The sequence below is a fragment of the Lamprobacter sp. genome, assembly GCF_034860625.1.
Taxonomy (GTDB): Bacteria; Pseudomonadota; Gammaproteobacteria; order Chromatiales; family Chromatiaceae; genus Lamprobacter.
This window is the reverse complement of sequence record NZ_JAYESN010000020.1, coordinates 26,539-44,344: the sequence shown is the minus strand read 5'-3', so window position 1 is coordinate 44,344 and position 17,806 is coordinate 26,539. Positions and strand designations below refer to the sequence as shown.

The following is a 17,806-nucleotide window of genomic DNA, read 5'->3' as shown; positions in this document are numbered from 1 at the left end:
AGTGATAAACAGTCAGCGTAAGACAATCAGAAGCACTATAGAATTTGCCGGATGGCATCAAGCCCCACCCGGCCATAAACAGCACCAAGATCCAGGCTCACCTGGCCATTTTGATCTTGCGGCGTCATGCCGAGCACGGATGCATAATTCAACACCTCACCGGCAACGGCCTCATCATCGGCATCGACAGCCTCAAGCCTCACCGAATAGGCTCCGGACGCGGCCTTTATACCCTCACTAGTCATGCCATCCCAATAGAAGGCACTGACACCCGCATCGATCGACCCCGTATTGAACTGGCTGACCACCGCGCCATTCGCGTCTGTCACCGTGACGCGAACATTCTCGGCAGGGGCTTTGAGCTCAATGCCGAACGGCGTGGTATAAACCTCACCCTCCTCATCTTGCTGCAGCATGACCTTATTGCCCGGCACCATCACCCCCTTGCCGACGAGCGCACTGGCTTGCAAGGCCTGATTGGCATCGATCTGCCCGGTAATGGCCATGAGCGTTTCGTTCAGCCGCTCAATGCCGCTGACCATGTTGATCTGGGCGATCTGCGTGGTCATCTCGGCATTTTCGAGCGGGTTGAGCGGATCTTGGTTCTGCAGCTGGGTGGTGAGCAGCAGCAAGAAATTCTCGCGCATCTCATCCGACTGACTCTTACTCAGCGGCATGCTGCCCGCGCCCGCCACCGTGCTACTTTCGAGACCGTTAATCATCGTTCTAACCCTCTCCGATGGTCAGTGTTTTCATCATGAGCTGCTTACTGGTGTTCACGACCTCGACATTGGCTTGGTAAGAGCGCGAGGCGGAGATCATGTTCACCATTTCGTGGACGGGTTCGACATTGGGGAGGCTCACATAGCCTTGCTCGTCCGCAAGCGGGTTGCCTGGCTGGTATTCCAGCCGCATTGGCGCTGGATCTTCAATGACCTCGCGCACCCGAACCCCACCGATGCCGCGCGCGTTTTGCGCCAAGCTCTCGAAGATGACCTGCTTGGCGCGATAGGGTCCGCCATCAGGCGTCGTGATACTGTCGGCGTTAGCGAGGTTGCTGGCGGTGACGTTCATGCGCTGCGATTGCGCCTGCAGGGCGGAACCGGCGATGTCGAACACAGAGAAGATGGACATTCGATCAGACCCTTGGGCGTAAGTTCAGTCGGTTCGTCGGTTCAGTCGGCTGATTCTTGGCATCGCGCCTACTCAGGCTGCATCGCACCTTTCAGCCCTTGCACCCGCCGATTGACCAGGGTCAGGCCAGTTTCGTAGCGCAGTGCGTTATCTAGGAACTGCATGCGCTCTTGGTCCATCTCAACGGTGTTGCCATCCAGGCTGGGTTGTGCTGGCATGCGGTAGAGGAGCTCGTCCTCTTGCGTTAGTGAGCTCAGGGCCGGCCCTTGGCCCGCAATATGCCGCACCGAGGTGCGTGTGAGCGCCAGCCCCTGATAGGCGTCGTCAGCCGCGCGGCGCCCCTTCTCGACCGCCTTCTTGAGCTGGCTGGCAAAGTCAAAGTCGCGGGCCTTGTAGTGGGGCGTATCGGCATTGGCGATGTTGCTGGCCAGTACCTCGTGGCGCTCTTGACGCAGCGCAACCGCCTGTTGACCAAAATTGAAGGCTGCCGCGAGTTGATCGATCATCCGCGTTCTCTCTGTAGGGCTGTTCGCTGCTTGAGGCCGCTAGCGAGCGCGAGATTCAAGTAATCAGTGTAGGACATCAGTAGAGCATAGCCTAGCGAGCGCTAGGGTTAAGATATCAATAAGCGAGCGTTTTGTGACGATATTCCCATTTTCCCGCCCAGCCAGGGTGGCTAGGTTAACGCTTTCGATGACTGTTCCGCCATGGTCAGGTTAACCCAAGGCGCGCCTAGGTTGCCGCTCCGACGTGGCCGAAGACAGCAGCAGTGGCGGACTGCGTGGCTGCGGACTGAATGGCCGCGGGTGGCCTTGGCGGCCCTGCTGGCACTCAGCCTTGCACCGACCACCCAAGCGCGGGCAGAGGAGGCGCTGATCGAGGTGGTGCAAGCTTTTCTGCACCAGCAGTTTGCAGGCGATGATGACCAGGTGATCATCGAGGTGCATCTGCCGGCGGCGCAGATGCCACCCTGCAGGGCGCCACAGCCGTTTCTGCCCAACCGCTCGCGGCTGGCGCAAGGGCGCCTCTCGGTGGGCCTGCGTTGCGGTGAACAGGGCCAGCAGGTGCGCTACTTGCAGGCGACCATCCGCCGTTATGGCACCTACCCGGTGCTGAGGCAGGAGATCGCGGCGGGCACGACCATCACCGCCGCGCTGCTCGAGCAGCGCGAGGGCAACCTGAGTGACCTGCCGCGCGAGGCGGTGCTCGAGCCGGAATCGATCATCGGCCAAGTGGCCCGACGCGCAATCGCCGCGGGTGTTCCCTTGCAACAGCGCCAGTTCGAGTCGAAACCGCTGGTGCGGCGCGGTCAGCAGGTCTCGGTTGAGGCCCGCGGCACGCATTTCCGCGTTAGCCGTGAAGGCAAAGCGCTGGATACCGGCGGACTGGGCGACTCGGTTCGGGTGCAGTTTGGCAACCGCGATTTGATTAACGCGCGGGTGGTGGGAGAAGGCAAGCTGGTGGTTGATTTTTAGATCGCTAAAGTTCGATCGCTCGGGGCCGATAAACTGAGTAAGCACCGGCAATGAGGCCAGACCCTTGAAGATTGACTCCCATCATCCGCTATTCCGCGCCAGCCAGCCCGCGCAGGAGCCCTCCGCCAAGGTGCAGGGGCCCGTGCGGGTCGATGCCGGCAAGACCACCGATCCCGCGGTGCAGACCCATCTGCATCGCGAAGCGGCGGCCACCGATCAAGATATCAACCTGGCTGCGGTCGAAGCCATTCGTGATGCGATCCGCGAAGGCCGCCTAGAGATCCGCGCAGACCGGATCGCCGAGGGTCTGATCGCGAGCATGCTCGATGATTCGATCGGGGGCTAGGCAACATGAACCTTGTAAAGCTGCTAGGCCAGCAGTCTGAGGATCTGGGCGCACTCATCCGCCTCCTAGAACAAGAGCATCAGGCACTGGCAGTGGGGCGGATCGATGGCGAACTGCTGCAACGCATCGCGGCGGATAAGCAGAACCTGCTCGAACAGCTCGAGGATGCCGAACAGCAGCGTCGGCAGCTCCAGTCTGAGCTTGGCTACCCAGACGGCGACGCCGGCGCTCGGGAGGCCGCGCGCGCTGCCGATTGCCTAGGGAGCTGGGAAGCGGTGCGGAGCGCGAGCGAGCGCGCGGCGCGGCTCAATGAACTGGCCGGCTCCATGCTGAAGATGCGCCTCACACATAACCAACGCCTGCTGAATCTGATCCATAGCGTCGCCGAAAAGACCCTCTACGACACCCGCGGGCGGACCCAAGCCCAGCCCGGACGTCTCGACGCCTCCGCCTAGTCGCAAGGCACCGCCCTGTTAAACGCGCTTGCCTTGTCGCCTTCCAGCCACCGAGGCGCCCCGCAACAGGCCTCCATCAAGTCGAGCGCGCAGGCGAGGCGCAGCGCCGGGGCGACTTTCAGCGCTCAGCATCCACAGGAACGCGCTAGTCGCCTATACTCCCTTAGATGTCCCTCGCCACGATGCCCTCTATGCAGGAATCCGTGGTGGCGCTAACCTGTCCGGATTGCCCGCGCATCGAGCCCCGGTTTGGTGCGCTGAGCGCGTTGTCGCCCGTGCCGGGACAGGGCAGGATCGTATTAGCCGGGGAATATAAGGATGGCAGTTAGTTTGAACGGGCTCGCGGAACAGCCGGCCGCCATGATCAGTGGCTGGTCCTCTTACGGGACGGTCGAGCGGGATCTCGTGCTCACGGATGCAGACTTTCACCGCATCCGCGAGCTGATCCACAAACGGGCGGGCATTGTGCTTGCGGAGCATAAGCGCGAGATGGTCTATAGCCGTCTTGCCCGACGCCTGAGGCACTATGGCCTGACCCAATTCAGTGAGTATCTGGCCCGTCTGGAGCGCCGGCCAGACGCCAAGGAATGGGAGGCCTTCACCAACGCGCTGACCACTAACCTCACCGCGTTCTTCCGCGAATCCCATCACTTCCCGCAGCTCGCCGACCATGTTCGCGACCGCAAGGGCGCGATCCGTATCTGGTGCGCCGCGGCCTCCACCGGCGAGGAGCCCTACTCGATCGCCATGACCTTAGCCGAAACCTTGGGCACCCGCACCGCCGATGCCAAGGTCACCGCCACCGACATCGATACCGAGGCCCTCGCCAAGGCGCGGGCCGGCATCTATCCCATCGAGCAAGTCCACAAGATGGACGAGGCGAGAATCAAGCGCTTTTTCCAACGCGGCACTGGCAGTCAAGCCGGGATGGCCCGCGTGCGCCCTGAGCTGCGCGCGATGGTGGACTTTCAGGAGCTGAATCTGCTCACACCCGGATGGCCCTTCAAAGGCCCTTTTGATGCGATTTTCTGTCGTAACATCATGATCTATTTCGACAAAAAAACCCAGGCACATATCCTCGAGCGCTTCGCTCCGATGATGAAGCCCGACGGCCTCTTATTCGCCGGCCACTCCGAGAACTTTACCTATATCACCCAGGCCTTCCGACTCCGCGGTCAGACGGTCTATACCGTCGCCTGATCTGTTGAGCATCGCGCTCGCGACATGGTGCCCAAGCCCAATGCGGCCGGGTCTGTCACCGACCGAGAGAGGGGTGTAGGAGGCTTATTTTGAGCTCTACGAATAAGATTAAGGTGCTTTGCGTCGATGACTCGGCGCTGATCCGCGACCTGCTGAGCGAGATCATCAACAGCCAGCCCGACATGGAGGTGGTTGCGGTGGCCTCGGACCCGATTATGGCGCGCGATCTGATCAAGCGTCATAACCCCGATGTACTCACCCTGGATGTCGAGATGCCACGGATGGATGGCCTCGATTTCCTCGAGCGCCTGATGCGGTTGCGTCCGATGCCGGTGCTGATGGTCTCCTCCTTGACCCAGGCCGGCTCGGAAGTGACCCTGCGCGCCCTCGAGCTTGGCGCCCTGGACTTCGTCTCCAAGCCCTCTATCGGCATTCGCCGCGGCATGCTGAGCTACACCGAGGAGATCACCGAGAAGATCCGGGCCGCCGCGCATTCCCGCCCCCGGCAGGCTCCGCGACGCCGCGATCCCCCCCCCGCGCGAATCAAGGCGCCGATGATCTCGAGCGAAAAGCTGCTCATCATTGGCGCCTCCACCGGTGGCACCGAGGCCATCCGCCAGGTGCTCGAGCCCTTGCCGGCCAGTAGCCCAGGTATCCTGATCACCCAACACATGCCCGGCGGCTTTACCCGCTCGTTCGCCGATCGGCTCGATCGACTCAGCCAAATCTCGGTGAAGGAGGCAGAAGAAGGCGAGCGGGTGCTGCCGGGGCATGCCTATATCGCCCCTGGTGACCAGCATCTGAAGCTAGCTCGGAGCGGTGCCAATTATGTGGTCAAGCTCGACGATGGTCCGCCCGTCAACCGCCACCGCCCCTCAGTCGATGTGCTGTTTCACTCGGCGGCCCAGAATGCAGGACGCAATGCGATCGGAGTGCTGCTCACCGGCATGGGCAAGGACGGTGCCGCCGGTCTGCTCGAGATGCGCAATGCCGGGGCTCCGACCATCGCTCAGGATGAAGCCAGCTGTGTGGTCTTTGGCATGCCGCGCGAGGCGATTGCGCTCGGCGGGGCCTGTGAGGTGATCAGGCTCGAGGAGATTGCACCGCGCATGATGGCGCTCGCGGCCGCATCCGGTCGGGCGCAGCGGGTCTAGCGGATTCGCAGACTCGGCTCAATGACAAGATGAAGGGAAAGACCAGATGTTCAAACAGATTAAGATCTCAACCCAGATCTCCCTCCTCGTCGGATTGCTCGCCGCCGCCTTGGTGGCCCTGACCGTCCTTGGGCTCAACGGTCAGCAACAAGCGGTAAAGGGACTGGATTCGGTCTACCAGGACCGGGTGGTGCCCCTGCACCAGCTCGAATCGATTGTCGAGCAGTATGCAGTCAGTGTCGTCGACAGCTCGCACAAGGTCAATGCGGGTACGCTCAGCTGGAGCAGAGGCCGCACCAATATGGCCAACGCGCTGACGGAGACTGCCTCAGACTGGCAAGCCTTTCTGGGCACTGATCTCGTCGCCGACGAAGAACGCCTGGTTGCCGCTGTCAGCCCCCGGTTAGAAGCCGCGAATCAGGGCATTCAGGAGCTGCAACAGATCATGCAGCGCGAGGACAAGGCCGCGCTCGAGGCCTTCGTCAGCAACCGGCTCTATCCGCTCATCGATCCGATCTCCGAGGGGTTTCAGGATCTGATGACGGTCCAGGTCGAGGTCGCGAAGGCGACCTATGAGGACGCCTCAGCCGCGTATCAGCGCAGCCGCACGCTGCTTATCACCGCACTGGTCGTGGTCTTGGTCGGTAGCCTGCTGCTCGCCTGGCTGATCATCGCCGGCATCAATCGCCAGCTCGGTGCCGAGCCCTATCAGGTGGCGGAGATCGCGAAACGCGTTGCAGATCAAGACTTGAGCCTGGAGATCCAGACCAAGTCGAATGACGACAGCAGCGTGTTGGTGGCCATGAAACGCATGGTCATGCACCTCGCGAGCGTGATCGCCGAGGTGCGCCAGAGCAGTGCGGCCATTCATCTGGGCGCCAGCGAGATCGCCGCCGGCAACGCCGATCTCTCATCACGCACCGAGCAGCAGGCCTCGGCACTGGAGGAAACCGCCTCGAGCATGGAAGAGCTCACGGCCACCGTTAAACAGAACGCTGATAACGCTCGCCAGGCCAGCGGCCTTGCCCTTGAGGCCTCGGCCACCGCTGAGCGCGGTGGCGAGGTGGTCGATCGGGTGGTGAAGACCATGCATGGCATCTCGAACAGTTCTCAGCAGATCGCCGAGATCACCAACGTGATCGATTCGATTGCCTTCCAAACCAATATCCTGGCGCTCAATGCCTCGGTTGAAGCCGCCCGCGCCGGCGAGCAGGGGCGCGGCTTTGCCGTGGTGGCAGGCGAGGTGCGCAACCTGGCCAGCCGCAGCGCCGAGGCTGCAAAAGAGATCAAGGAATTGATCGAAGGGGCTGTATCGCAGATCCAGGCCGGCTCATCATTAGCGGAAAATGCCGGAACCACCATGGAAGAGGTGGTTGGAGCTGTGCGTCGAGTCACTGATATCATGGACGAGATCTCAGCCGCCTCCCAAGAGCAAAGCCAGGGCATTGACCAGGTCAGCCAGGCTGTGGGCCAGATGGACGAGGTCACGCAGCAGAATGCGGCCTTGGTGCAAGAGGCATCCGCGGCCGCAGCCTCCCTGGAAGAGCAGGCGAGCCGCATGGAACAGGCGATCTCAAGGTTCCGCTTGGAGAAGACAGCGAGCCCCGCTCGCGCCTTGCCGAGCAAAGGGCACAGTAACAGCGCTCAACCGCAGGCGCGGCAGGCTGCGCTGCCTGCGTCCTACCGGCTTGAATCCTCGGACAAGTCGGAGCCGCCACAACGTCAGACAGCAACAGCCGAAGACGAGTGGGAAGCTTTCTAGAAACGAAGCCTTCTAAAACGAATAGAGAGAATTCGGGATGGTAGACAAAAGCATTAATATACTGGTCGTTGATGACTTTCCGACCATGCGGCGCATCGTGCGCAGCCTGCTGAAAGAGCTGGGCTTCACCAACGTCGAGGAGGCCGAGGATGGCCAGGACGCCTTGAACAAGCTCAAGGCCGGCGGTTTCAAGTTCGTGGTTGCGGATTGGAACATGCCCAACCTGGATGGGATGGAGATGCTCAAACAGATCCGCGCCGATCCTGACCTGAAGGATCTACCGGTGCTGATGGTGACGGCCGAGGCCAAGAAAGAAAATATCATTGCTGCCGCCCAAGCAGGTGCCAGCGGTTATGTGGTCAAACCCTTTACGGCCGCCACACTCGATGAAAAATTGAACAAGATCTTCGAGAAACTGGGCTGGTAACAGCGCCCGCCGACCGTCCAGGATTACTGGAGATAGACAATGACCACGGAACAAAAACCGCAGGATGATCAGCAAGGCATGGACATGCTGATCTCGCGCATCGGGAATCTGACGCGCCTACTGCGCGACAGCATGCGCGAGCTCGGTCTCGACAAAGAGATCGAGAAGGCCGCAGAGGCTATCCCCGATGCCCGTGACCGGCTCAACTACATTGCCAATATGACCGAGCAGGCGGCCCACCGTGCACTGAATGCCATTGATCGGGCACAACCGCTGCAGGAGGAGCTGGAGAGCCGTGCGGCGGCGCTCGATCAGCGCTGGGCGGAGTGGTTCGCGGAACCTCATGAGTTGGACGCCGCCCGCGCCATCGTCGTGGATACGCGCAGCTTTCTAGCTGAGGTGCCGGAGAAAACGCAGGCCACCAACAAAGAGCTGCTCGACATCATGATGGCGCAGGACTTCCAAGACCTGACCGGCCAGGTGATCAAGCGGATGATGGAGGTCATCAAAGAGATCGAGAATCAGCTCGTTCAAGTGTTGATCGACAGCGTGCCAGAAGGCCAGGCGCGTGACGAGATGCAGCGCCGAGCCGATAGCGGTCGCAACGAAGGCCTACTCAACGGCCCGCAGATCGACCCTCATGCTCATGATGTGGTCGGCAGCCAGGATCAGGTCGACGCCCTGCTCGACGAGCTCGGTTTCTGAACAGGCGCTCGCTTGCCCCGTCGCTCCGCCATAGGCACCATCGCTGTTGCGCAGCCTGCCTCCCGTGAAGACCGGTGGCGCTTCACCCGCATGCTCGATGACCGGCTATGGCTGAAGACCAAGGCAACGACCAAGAAAAAACCGAAGAAGCCACCCCGCGACGCTTAGAGAAGGCGCGTGAAGAGGGACAGGTTGCTCGCTCCCGCGAGCTGACGACCTTCATGCTGCTGCTGGTTGGGGTCGGAACCTTCTGGGCTGGGGGCGCCATGATCTACGATCAGCTCGGGCTGATCATGGAGCAGGCCTTCCTGTTCGAGCGGCGCGAGGTCTTCGAGGTGCCGCTGATGCTGGTCAAGACGACCGACCTCGTCAAGCGCACGCTGTTCACGATGCTGCCGGTTTTCCTCTTGCTGGCGCTCGCAGCCCTGATCGCTCCGGTCTTGCTGGGTGGATGGCTGGTCTCGGCCAAGGCGCTGCAGCCACAGCTATCCAAGCTCAATCCGATCAAAGGACTCAAGCGGGTGCTCGGCGTCCAGGCACTGGTCGAGCTCGCGAAGGCGATCGCGAAATCGGTTCTGGTTGGCAGTATTGCCGTCACCTTCCTGATGGCCAACCGCGGGCGTTACATGGACCTGATGGATCAGCCGATCCAGCAGGCGCTGGCAAATAGCTTGGAATTGGCGGTCATGGCAAGCGCCCTCATGGTGCTGGCGCTGCTGGTGGTCATTCTCATCGATATTCCTTACCAGCTCTGGAGCCACGCCAAGAAGCTGAAGATGAGCAAAGAAGAGGTCAAGCGTGAGCACAAGGAATCCGAGGGGGACCCGCAGATCAAGGCCCGCATTCGCCAGCAACAGCAGGCGATTGCACGTGGCCGTATGATGAGCAAGGTGCCAGAGGCCGATGTCATCATCACCAACCCAAGCCGCTATGCCGTTGCGCTCCGATACGAGGAACAAGGCATGTCAGCACCTCGACTGGTTGCCAAGGGCGTTGACCAGGTCGCTGCCCGCATCTGCGAGATCGGCGATGCGCATGCGGTGCCTCGGCTCGAGGCTGCCCCGCTTGCACGCGCACTCTATCGCTATGTGGATCTCGACGCCGAGATCCCGATGGCGCTCTACACCGCGGTGGCCGAGGTGATGGCCTGGGCCTTCCAGTTACGGCAATTCAACAGCGCCGGTGGTCCGCTGCCGCCACCGCCGGAAAACCTCCCGATTCCGGAGGCACTGCAGGTTCCGGCAGACAAACCGAGCCCTGAGGCGCGCCCATGACCGCTTTCAGCGCACTGCTCGAGAAGCAGCCCTGGCTCAATAATGTACAGATGAAGGTCCTTGCCGGGCCGGTGCTCATCTTGCTGATTCTCAGCATGATGATCCTGCCACTGCCGCCGTTCATCCTGGATCTGCTGTTCACCTTCAATATCGCCCTCGCCGTGCTGGTGCTGCTGGTGAGCATGTTTACCCAGAAGCCACTGGATTTTGCGGCCTTTCCGGCGGTGCTGCTGTTTACGACGCTGCTGCGCCTCTCGCTCAATGTCGCCTCGACCCGAGTCATCTTGATGGAGGGCCATCAGGGCGGTGACAGTGCCGGCAAGGTGATCCAGGCCTTCGGTGAGTTCCTGATCGGCGGTAATTTCGCCGTCGGCTTGGTGGTCTTTCTGATCTTGGTGATCATCAATTTCATGGTCATCACCAAGGGTGCCGGGCGTATCGCCGAGGTCGGCGCGCGGTTCATGCTCGACGCCATGCCAGGTAAGCAGATGGCGATTGACGCCGATCTCAACGCCGGGCTGATTGGCGAGGACGAGGCGCGCAGGCGCCGCGGCGAGGTCTCGCAAGAGGCGGACTTCTATGGCTCGATGGATGGTGCCAGCAAGTTCGTCCGCGGTGACGCGACCGCCGGCCTGGTGATCATGGTCATCAATATCATCGGTGGCCTGCTGATCGGCATGATGCAGCATGACATGAGCTTCGGTGATGCGGCGCGCACCTATACGCTGATGACCATCGGTGATGGCCTAGTCGCACAGATACCGGCGTTGGTGATCTCGACCGCCGCCGGCGTGACCGTCTCCCGGGTCAACACCGAGCAGGACGTCGGGCAGCAGATGATCAGCCAGCTGTTCATCAATCCGCAGGTGATGATCCTGGCCGCGATCGTAATGGGCATGTTGGGCATGGTCCCAGGCATGCCTAACCTGGTCTTTCTGATCTTTACCTCTCTGCTTGCCGGTCTGGCTTGGTACCTGTTGCATCAGCGGGAAAAACGGCTGGTCGAGAAGGCGATCGTCGAGCCGACGGCAACCACCAGAGAGACCCCGGAGGCGAGCTGGGACGACGTGCAACTGGTCGACACCCTCGGACTCGAGGTCGGACATCGCTTGATCCCGCTGGTCGACCAACGCCAACACGGCGAGCTCCTCGGCCGCATCAAGAGCGTGCGCAAGAAGTTTGCGCAAGATGTTGGCTTCCTGCCGCCAGTGGTGCATATCCGCGATAACTTGGAGCTTGGGCCTAACACCTATCTGGTCTCACTCAAAGATGCCGAGATCGGACGCTCGGAGGTTCTACCCGGCCAATGGCTCGCGATCGATCCCGGCCAGGTCACCGGCAAGCTCGAGGGAACCCCCACCCAGGACCCAGCCTTTGGCTTGCCCGCGGTTTGGATTGGCAGCGAGCAGCGCGAGCATGCCCAGGTCTATGGCTATACCGTGGTGGATGCCAGCACGGTTGTCGCCACCCATCTGAATCACCTCTTACACCGGCATGCTGCCGAGATGCTCGGCCGTGCTGAAGTCCAGAACCTGCTGGACAAGCTCGGGGCCGAGCAGAAGGGGCTGGTCGAAGAGGTCGTCCCGAAGCTGATCTCACTGACCGCATTGCAAAGACTCTTACAGAACCTCCTGGCCGAAGAGGTTCCGATTCGCGATCTTCGTAGCATCCTCGACACCCTGGCCGAACACGCATCACAACAGCAGGATCTGGGCGAGCTGACCGCCGCGGTGCGGATCGCGCTTGGGCGTGCCATCGTTCAGCAGTGGTTCCCGGGGGAGAAGGTGCTGCGGGTGATCGGGCTGGACACCCAGCTTGAACAAGTCTTACTGCAGGCCATGAGTGGTAACGGTGCGCTCGAGCCAGGCTTGGCTGAGACCTTGATGCAACAAACCGAGCAGGCACTGACCCGCCAGGAAGCCGCTGGCGAGCCGCCCGTGCTGGTTGTCCAACACAGCTTGAGGGCCGTGCTCGCGCGTTTCCTGCGCCGACGCTTGCGCCATCTGATGGTGATGTCCCAGGCGGAGATACCGGATGATCGCAGCCTGCGGGTGACGCAATTGATTGGAGGCAGGTAGCGGATGAGCAGGCGGACCACTAAGCGGATGCCAAGGCCGACGACAAGGCGAATGCGCAGAGCAGTATCCACAGAGGGCGTTCAGGCGACAACTCGAGCCCGCATCACCCTGTTGGCGTTATGCTGGTTAGCATCATTCAGTGGCCCGGGCGCCTGGGCCGCGGGGAGTTGGGTCGCGACGGCACCGCCGCTGCGCGTGAGCATGGCCGAGCGGGAGAGTCTCTCGGCGCCGCTGCAGCCGCCGGCGTCGGTGCCTGAAGGCGAGATCCACAGCCTGACTTGGCGATTCACTGCCCCGCCGGGCGCCCGGTTGAGGGGGCGTCTGTGTCAGGCCGATCGCTGTGTCGCGGTGGACAGCATGCGTGGCAGCAGCACCGCGCTTGCTGGATACCCGGCAACGCTGCCGCTACGGTTTCATTTCGCCCTCGCCCCCCAGCAACAGCAGGCCGTGGTCGTGGGAGGCATGCAGCTCATCGTGAATTACCAATGATCGAAGATAAGGAAAGCGAAGAGTGCAAGATGAAGGGCACAAGATGAAGGGCACAAGGTGAAGGGCACAAGGTGAAGAGAGCAAGGTGAAGAGCGCAAGGCAAACGGGATGTATACTGCGAAAGGCAAGATCGACCAGCACGAACTCGTGACGCAGTATCTGCCGCAGGTGCGCCGGCTGGCGCTTGCGCTGCAGGTCAAGCTGCCGCCCAGTATCGAGCTTGACGATCTGATCCAGGCCGGCACACTGGGACTGCTCGAGGCCCTGGGGCGTTTTGATGCGAGCCAGGGTGCGAGCTTCGCCACCTTTGCCAACCAGCGCATCCGCGGCGCGATGCTCGATGAGCTACGCAGCCGCGACTGGCTACCGCGCAGCGTCCGCCGCAACGCGCGTGCGATGGACGACGCCATACAGAAACTGGAGCAGCGGCTAGGGCGCACACCCGAGGAGCATGAGATTGCGGCTGAGATGGAGATCGACCTGACTGATTACCGGCAATTGCTCAACGATACCAACAATGGTCAGTTCCTACCCTTTGAGGAACTCATCCAAGAGGGGATCGAGCCGGGAGCGGCAAACCGACCCGCCGACCCCTCGCTCAGTGGCCTGATCGATGACGAGCAGCGTCAGCGCCTGATCGAGAGCATTGAGGCCTTACCCGAACGCGAAAAGCTCATGATGGCACTCTACTATCAAGAAGAGCTCAACCTGAAGGAGATCGGCGCCGTGCTCGGGGTCAGCGAGTCACGCGTCTGCCAACTCCACAGCCAAGCACTCAGCCGGCTCAGGGCGCGGCTTCATGAGGCTGCGGCCAGTCAATAAACTGTTGCTTAGTTCCACTCATAAGTCCCCATGAATCCCTCTACCGTCATCGGCATCTTCGCCAGCATCCTGCTGCTTGGCACCGTTCTGTTTTTCACCGCGGAATCTCCCGATAGTTTTCTCAATCTGCCCGGCCTCGCCATCGTGCTCACGGGCACCATGGCGGCCACCTTTATCAGCTATCCACTACGTGAGGTGCTGCGCGTCGTCGGCCTGGTCGGCGTGGTGTTCCGCCGCGAAAACACCTATACCCGCGACGACATCACGGAATTGGTGGATGTCGCGCGCCTTTGGTTCAAAGGCGATGTCCGCGCGGTCGAGGCGGCGCTCGACCAAATGCGCAACCCCTTCCTCCGCAGCGGTATCCAGTTGGTGATCGCCAACACCAAAGAGCAGGAGATTTTCGACCTGCTCAGCTGGCGCATTGCGCGGCTCAAAGCCCGGGAGCATGCCGAGGCGCAGATCTTTCATACCATGGCCACCTATGCGCCGGCCTTCGGCATGATCGGTACCTTGGTGGGACTGGTGAATATGCTCGAGGTCATGGAGGCTGGCGACCTGCAAGTGATTGGGCCGCGCATGGCCGTCGCCTTGCTCACTACTTTTTACGGCATCCTGCTCGCCAATCTGGTGTTCAAACCCTTTGCGGTGAAGCTCGAGCGACGCACCGAGGAGCGGCTGATCGCGATGAATATGGTGCTTGAGGGGATCTCGCTGATCACCAAGCGCCGCCTACCCTCGTTCATTGAGGAGACCCTGAACTCCTTTGTCGCCACCTATCACGACGAGATTCGTGATCCGACCAAGCCCGGCATCAGTAAAACCAAGAAGAGAACCAGAAATGCTTGATCGAGGCAATCGGCAATCGATGCCGGAGATCAAGACCGGGGGTGATAGCGATGCCTGGCTGATGAGCTATCTCGATGTCTTGACCCTGCTCATCACCCTGTTTGTGCTCCTGGTCTCGATGCTGGGAACAGGTAGTTCCGATAGCACCCAAGCGCGCAATGATGGTGGTACAGAGCAGCATCAGCAGGCCGCTATCGGCGCCGGCCAGCTGCCCGCAAATCAGGGGCTGCTGCCGCAGCATAGCGGGCTACTGCCCCAGGATCAGGCCATTCAGACACTCGAACAGCAGCAATTCAAAGGCATGGAAGGCGTTGATGGGGTGAGTATCGCCGAGGGACAGGGAGGCATCACCTTGCGTCTCGACAACAGCCTCTTGTTCGCCAGCGGCGAAGCGGAGCTGACCGCTAAGGGTCAAGAGGTCATCGGGTCGCTGGTGCCGACATTGGAGGCGTTCGATGGACAGGTCTCGGTCGAAGGCCATACCGACAATGTCCCGATCTCAACGGCACGCTTCCCGTCCAATTGGGAGCTCTCCACCTCGCGCGCCATTGCGGTCTTACGTTATCTGATTCAATCCGGAATTCCAGAAGGCAGATTACGCGCCATCGGTTATGCTGATACACAGCCGCTTGAGAGTAATGACAGTGCCGCCGGGCGCGCCACGAATCGCCGTGTTGAGCTGTTGTTGAAGCAAAGTCTCTAATCTCGATCGATAACGATCAAGCTAGTAGAAGGGTGAGTCTCCCTCATGCGTCTTGACCATTTCCCCATTGGGTTTCGGATCATCGCTGGCTTTGTCGCCATGCTGTTAGTTGCTGTCGCGATCATCGTGCCCTACCTACTCGACCGGCTCGACGGTGTGATCCAGGAAGCCGAGCAGCGGGAGTTGCGCTCGCTGCACGGCAATCTCATGGCCACCCTCGACGCGGAAGGCCGCCGCGGGAGCGCCATGAGTGCGCTGGTTGCACTGATCCCGGAGGTTCAGCAGGCCTTTGCAGAGCAACGCCGCGACCGGCTTGCCGAGCTCTTTGTGCCAGGCTTCAAGACGCTGCGTGAGCAGTACGGCATCGCCCAGTTCCAGTTTCATCTGCCCCCTGCCACCTCGTTTCTGCGCGTCCATGGCCCGGACAAGTTTGGCGATGACCTCAGCGCCATCCGCCAGACGATCATTGAGACCAACCGCTCACAGCAGCCCATCACGGGCCTTGAGCGCGGTGTGTTCGGGCTCGGTATCCGCAGCCTGCAACCGGTGCAATGGCAAGGCCAGCACATTGGCTCGCTCGAATTTGGGATGAGCTTTGGCCAGGATTTCTTCGAGCGTTTTGAGGAACAGTTCGGCGCCGGTGCGGCGCTGCGACTGCGCGAGGGAAACGGCTTTACCACCTTCGCCTCAACCTTCGGTGATCAGCCGCTGCTCAGCAAGGAAGCGCTCGAGGCAGCGCTGAACGGTGAGCAACCGATCGAAGACCACTTCTACGAGGAGACACCGGTGGCGGTGATGGGGGCGGTCGTGCGGGACTTCTCGGGTCAGCCCGTGGGGGTGCTTGAGGTAACGCTAGACCGAACCTCGTACATTGCGCGGGCGAACACCGCGCGCAACGCCGCCCTGTTCATCATCGCCGTCACCATGGGCATCGGCATCCTGCTTGCGTTCCTGATCTCGCAGACCATTACCGGCCCGATCAAGCGCACCGCCGCGGCGATGGGCGATATCGCCGAGGGTGAGGCTGATCTCACGCAGCGCCTAGATGCCAGTGGCCAGGATGAGCTGAGTGAGCTTGCACGGCAGTTCAACGCCTTCGTCTCGCGCATGCAGTTAACCCTGCAGGATGTGCGCGATAGCGCGCGCAGCGTTTACGAGACCTCAGGCTCCATTGCCCGAAGTAGTGAGGACTTGGCGAGCCGCAGCGATGAGGCTGCCGCCAATCTTCAGCAAACCTCGGCGGCGATGGAGGAGATCGCTGCCACGGTGGCACATGGGGCGGATTCCGCCCATCAGGCCACCGCGCTCTCCGCATCGGCTAGCGAGGCAGCAACTCAGGGCTCAACCGGGATGCAAGAGCTGCGCACGACCATGAAGGATATCGACCAGGCGTCGTCGCGCATTACCGATATTGTCACCTTAATCGATGGCATCGCCTTTCAGACCAACATCCTCGCGCTCAATGCCTCGGTGGAGGCTGCCCGCGCCGGCGAGCACGGTCGAGGCTTCGCCGTGGTTGCACAAGAGGTGCGAACACTCGCCGAGCGCTCTCGTCAGGCCGCGCGCGAGATCCGCGATGTCACCGAGGAATCCGTCAAGACCTCCCGCCTCGGCCTGAACAAGGTCGAGCAGGCGAGCGCGGCGATGAACAAGATCTTAGAGAGTATTAGCAACGTGAATGACGTGCTCGAAGAGATTAGCGCCAGTACCCGAGAGCAGAGCTCAGCTGTGGCCGAGGTCAATACCGCGGTGACCGAGCTCGACACTGTCACCCAGCAGAACGCCGCCATGGTCAACCAGACCTCCTCATCGGCCGCTCAGATGCGCTCGCTTGCCGAGCATCTGAACGCCCTGATCGACGCCTTCGAGCTCGGCGCCACGGCTGAGGACGATCGCAGCCAGCGGCAGGCCGCTCTACCACATCGGATGACCCACTAACAGATGGACGAAGACTGCCTGATCAACGAGATCCAAGATCTCAATCTGACCTATCTGCTGCTGGCTCATCGCATGCTTCAGAGCGATCGAGCAAGCGCAATGTTTCGGCTCAAGATCAGCGATGAAATGGCCGAGCTTCTCTTGTCGCTGAGCGCGCGACAGCTCGCTAAACTATCCAGAACCAATCAGTTACTTTGCCGCTTCGGCTACGACGATGTCGAGCAGCTCCGCACCGTGACCCATCAGCCGCGTGAACAAGACCTCTCAGGCTTCCACTCGTCGCTACTGATGGCGTCTCGCCCGCACCGCAGGACCGAAGAGACGGGGAATTGAGCCATGTCAACAAAGAGTCCGGTCACCGAGATGCATCAGGTCCAGCTCGCCATGGAGTTGATCGAGCTGGGTGCTCGCCTACAAGTGCTGGAGACCGAGACCAACCTCAGCCGCACCTGTCTCACAAAGCTCTACAAAGAGCTCCGAGGCAAGTCGCCGCCGAAGGGCATGCTGCCGTTCTCGACCGACTGGTTCATCACCTGGCTGCCGAATATCCACGCCTCGCTGTTCATCAATATCCACCAACGCTTGCAGCAAGACTTTGGCTGTGACCGCATCGACGCCTTTGTGCGGGCCTTCCGGCTGTATCAGGAGCAGGTCCAGCTCAGCGGTCAAGAGCCGGTCCTCGCCCTCACCCGTGCCTGGACGCTGATGCGATTCTTCGAGAATGATCTGCTACAGTTAACAGGTTGTACCCGTTGCGGTGGTCAATTCATTGTTCATGCCTATGCACCCATTCAGGATTATCGCTGCGGTCTCTGTCACCCACCCTCTAGGGCTGGCAAGACGATGCGGCGCGCGGCCGCGGTGGCCGAACGCAAGGCAAGCTGAGCACAGTACCCTATGAGCACAGTCACCTAGCGAAGCAACATCGCTCAGCGCCAAATACATGCGCCAGCAGCCCCTGCCCCTTTAGCACTCAGGCCGGCAGAAGCAAGCAC

Annotated in this window: 20 protein-coding genes; 17 read left to right on the top strand and 3 right to left on the bottom strand. The window is 61.1% G+C overall.

Annotated features, from left to right (window positions below):
- Nucleotides 1–35: 35 nt before the first annotated feature.
- The 3 genes from VBE63_RS07580 to flgB all read right to left on the bottom strand — a co-directional run bounded on the left by VBE63_RS07580 (nt 36) and on the right by flgB (nt 1,640).
- The gene (locus VBE63_RS07580; protein ID WP_323682425.1) at nt 36–677 is read right to left on the bottom strand and encodes a flagellar hook assembly protein FlgD; all 642 of its coding nucleotides are present in this window, start codon (nt 675–677) and stop codon (nt 36–38) included.
- 49 nt (nt 678–726) lie between these two features.
- The gene (flgC, locus tag VBE63_RS07575) at nt 727–1,134 is read right to left on the bottom strand and encodes a flagellar basal body rod protein FlgC (RefSeq protein WP_323682404.1); all 408 of its coding nucleotides are present in this window, start codon (nt 1,132–1,134) and stop codon (nt 727–729) included.
- 68 nt (nt 1,135–1,202) lie between these two features.
- Nucleotides 1,203–1,640 (bottom strand): flagellar basal body rod protein FlgB, encoded by a 438-nt coding sequence (flgB, locus tag VBE63_RS07570; RefSeq protein ID WP_323682403.1) that lies wholly within the window; start codon nt 1,638–1,640, stop codon nt 1,203–1,205.
- A gap of 300 nt (nt 1,641–1,940) precedes the next feature.
- Between flgB and flgA the strand changes: the two genes are divergently transcribed.
- From flgA to flhC, 17 genes are all read left to right on the top strand, one after another.
- Nucleotides 1,941–2,609, top strand: a complete 669-nt coding sequence (flgA, locus tag VBE63_RS07565) for a flagellar basal body P-ring formation chaperone FlgA (RefSeq protein ID WP_323682402.1) — start codon at nt 1,941–1,943, stop codon at nt 2,607–2,609.
- Between the two features lie 64 nt (nt 2,610–2,673).
- Complete coding sequence (locus VBE63_RS07560; protein WP_323682401.1) at nt 2,674–2,955, top strand: flagellar biosynthesis anti-sigma factor FlgM; 282 nt, start codon at nt 2,674–2,676, stop codon at nt 2,953–2,955.
- Nucleotides 2,956–2,960: 5 nt separating this feature from the next.
- Nucleotides 2,961–3,410 (top strand): flagella synthesis protein FlgN, encoded by a 450-nt coding sequence (locus VBE63_RS07555; protein ID WP_323682400.1) that lies wholly within the window; start codon nt 2,961–2,963, stop codon nt 3,408–3,410.
- A 360-nt stretch (nt 3,411–3,770) separates the two neighbouring features.
- Nucleotides 3,771–4,610 carry a CheR family methyltransferase gene (locus tag VBE63_RS07550; protein ID WP_323682424.1) on the top strand — a complete coding sequence of 280 codons (840 nt, stop codon included), beginning with the start codon at nt 3,771–3,773 and terminating at the stop codon, nt 4,608–4,610.
- A gap of 89 nt (nt 4,611–4,699) precedes the next feature.
- On the top strand, nt 4,700–5,764 hold the full coding sequence (locus VBE63_RS07545; protein WP_323682399.1) for a chemotaxis response regulator protein-glutamate methylesterase: 1,065 nt from the start codon (nt 4,700–4,702) through the stop codon (nt 5,762–5,764).
- Between the two features lie 46 nt (nt 5,765–5,810).
- Entirely contained in the window at nt 5,811–7,526 is a 1,716-nt protein-coding gene (locus VBE63_RS07540; RefSeq protein ID WP_323682398.1) for a methyl-accepting chemotaxis protein, read from the top strand.
- A 37-nt stretch (nt 7,527–7,563) separates the two neighbouring features.
- Nucleotides 7,564–7,953, top strand: coding sequence for a chemotaxis response regulator CheY (gene cheY / locus VBE63_RS07535; RefSeq protein ID WP_323682397.1), 390 nt, complete (start codon nt 7,564–7,566; stop codon nt 7,951–7,953).
- 39 nt (nt 7,954–7,992) lie between these two features.
- Nucleotides 7,993–8,658 (top strand): protein phosphatase CheZ, encoded by a 666-nt coding sequence (gene cheZ, locus VBE63_RS07530; protein ID WP_323682396.1) that lies wholly within the window; start codon nt 7,993–7,995, stop codon nt 8,656–8,658.
- A 107-nt stretch (nt 8,659–8,765) separates the two neighbouring features.
- Nucleotides 8,766–9,932: a flagellar biosynthesis protein FlhB gene (gene flhB / locus VBE63_RS07525; protein ID WP_323682395.1), complete on the top strand. Its 1,167-nt coding sequence runs from the start codon at nt 8,766–8,768 to the stop codon at nt 9,930–9,932.
- A gap of 50 nt (nt 9,933–9,982) precedes the next feature.
- Nucleotides 9,983–12,010: a flagellar biosynthesis protein FlhA gene (gene flhA, locus VBE63_RS07520; protein ID WP_323682423.1), complete on the top strand. Its 2,028-nt coding sequence runs from the start codon at nt 9,983–9,985 to the stop codon at nt 12,008–12,010.
- A 51-nt stretch (nt 12,011–12,061) separates the two neighbouring features.
- Nucleotides 12,062–12,499, top strand: coding sequence for a flagellar protein FlhE (locus VBE63_RS07515; protein ID WP_323682394.1), 438 nt, complete (start codon nt 12,062–12,064; stop codon nt 12,497–12,499).
- Nucleotides 12,500–12,607: 108 nt separating this feature from the next.
- Nucleotides 12,608–13,321: an RNA polymerase sigma factor FliA gene (locus VBE63_RS07510; RefSeq protein ID WP_323682393.1), complete on the top strand. Its 714-nt coding sequence runs from the start codon at nt 12,608–12,610 to the stop codon at nt 13,319–13,321.
- Between the two features lie 30 nt (nt 13,322–13,351).
- Nucleotides 13,352–14,170, top strand: a complete 819-nt coding sequence (locus VBE63_RS07505; protein ID WP_323682392.1) for a motility protein A — start codon at nt 13,352–13,354, stop codon at nt 14,168–14,170.
- Nucleotides 14,163–14,873: an OmpA/MotB family protein gene (locus VBE63_RS07500; protein ID WP_323682391.1), complete on the top strand. Its 711-nt coding sequence runs from the start codon at nt 14,163–14,165 to the stop codon at nt 14,871–14,873. The genes VBE63_RS07505 and VBE63_RS07500 overlap by 8 nt, the downstream gene beginning before the upstream one ends.
- A gap of 45 nt (nt 14,874–14,918) precedes the next feature.
- Nucleotides 14,919–16,811, top strand: coding sequence for a methyl-accepting chemotaxis protein (locus VBE63_RS07495; RefSeq protein WP_323682390.1), 1,893 nt, complete (start codon nt 14,919–14,921; stop codon nt 16,809–16,811).
- A 3-nt stretch (nt 16,812–16,814) separates the two neighbouring features.
- The gene (gene flhD / locus VBE63_RS07490; RefSeq protein WP_323682389.1) at nt 16,815–17,144 is read left to right on the top strand and encodes a flagellar transcriptional regulator FlhD; all 330 of its coding nucleotides are present in this window, start codon (nt 16,815–16,817) and stop codon (nt 17,142–17,144) included.
- Nucleotides 17,145–17,147: 3 nt separating this feature from the next.
- A complete protein-coding gene (flhC, locus tag VBE63_RS07485) occupies nt 17,148–17,696 on the top strand; it encodes a flagellar transcriptional regulator FlhC (RefSeq protein WP_323682388.1) in 549 nt (182 codons plus the stop codon).
- The last annotated feature ends 110 nt before the right edge of the window (nt 17,697–17,806 follow it).

What these genes read in the sequence shown, in the direction of transcription:
- cheZ (WP_323682396.1), top strand. Translation starts at nt 7,993, where the DNA reads ATGACCACGGAACAAAAACCGCAGGATGATCAGCAAGGCATGGACATG.
- VBE63_RS07500 (WP_323682391.1), top strand. Translation starts at nt 14,163, where the DNA reads ATGCTTGATCGAGGCAATCGGCAATCGATGCCGGAGATCAAGACCGGG.
- flgB (WP_323682403.1), bottom strand. Translation starts at nt 1,640, where the DNA reads ATGATCGATCAACTCGCGGCAGCCTTCAATTTTGGTCAACAGGCGGTT.
- VBE63_RS07495 (WP_323682390.1), top strand. Translation starts at nt 14,919, where the DNA reads ATGCGTCTTGACCATTTCCCCATTGGGTTTCGGATCATCGCTGGCTTT.
- cheY (WP_323682397.1), top strand. Translation starts at nt 7,564, where the DNA reads ATGGTAGACAAAAGCATTAATATACTGGTCGTTGATGACTTTCCGACC.
- flgC (WP_323682404.1), bottom strand. Translation starts at nt 1,134, where the DNA reads ATGTCCATCTTCTCTGTGTTCGACATCGCCGGTTCCGCCCTGCAGGCG.
- VBE63_RS07515 (WP_323682394.1), top strand. Translation starts at nt 12,062, where the DNA reads ATGCGCAGAGCAGTATCCACAGAGGGCGTTCAGGCGACAACTCGAGCC.
- flhC (WP_323682388.1), top strand. Translation starts at nt 17,148, where the DNA reads ATGTCAACAAAGAGTCCGGTCACCGAGATGCATCAGGTCCAGCTCGCC.
- VBE63_RS07555 (WP_323682400.1), top strand. Translation starts at nt 2,961, where the DNA reads ATGAACCTTGTAAAGCTGCTAGGCCAGCAGTCTGAGGATCTGGGCGCA.
- VBE63_RS07510 (WP_323682393.1), top strand. Translation starts at nt 12,608, where the DNA reads ATGTATACTGCGAAAGGCAAGATCGACCAGCACGAACTCGTGACGCAG.
- flhB (WP_323682395.1), top strand. Translation starts at nt 8,766, where the DNA reads ATGGCTGAAGACCAAGGCAACGACCAAGAAAAAACCGAAGAAGCCACC.
- VBE63_RS07550 (WP_323682424.1), top strand. Translation starts at nt 3,771, where the DNA reads ATGATCAGTGGCTGGTCCTCTTACGGGACGGTCGAGCGGGATCTCGTG.
- VBE63_RS07580 (WP_323682425.1), bottom strand. Translation starts at nt 677, where the DNA reads ATGCCGCTGAGTAAGAGTCAGTCGGATGAGATGCGCGAGAATTTCTTG.
- VBE63_RS07505 (WP_323682392.1), top strand. Translation starts at nt 13,352, where the DNA reads ATGAATCCCTCTACCGTCATCGGCATCTTCGCCAGCATCCTGCTGCTT.
- flhD (WP_323682389.1), top strand. Translation starts at nt 16,815, where the DNA reads ATGGACGAAGACTGCCTGATCAACGAGATCCAAGATCTCAATCTGACC.
- flhA (WP_323682423.1), top strand. Translation starts at nt 9,983, where the DNA reads ATGAAGGTCCTTGCCGGGCCGGTGCTCATCTTGCTGATTCTCAGCATG.
- VBE63_RS07540 (WP_323682398.1), top strand. Translation starts at nt 5,811, where the DNA reads ATGTTCAAACAGATTAAGATCTCAACCCAGATCTCCCTCCTCGTCGGA.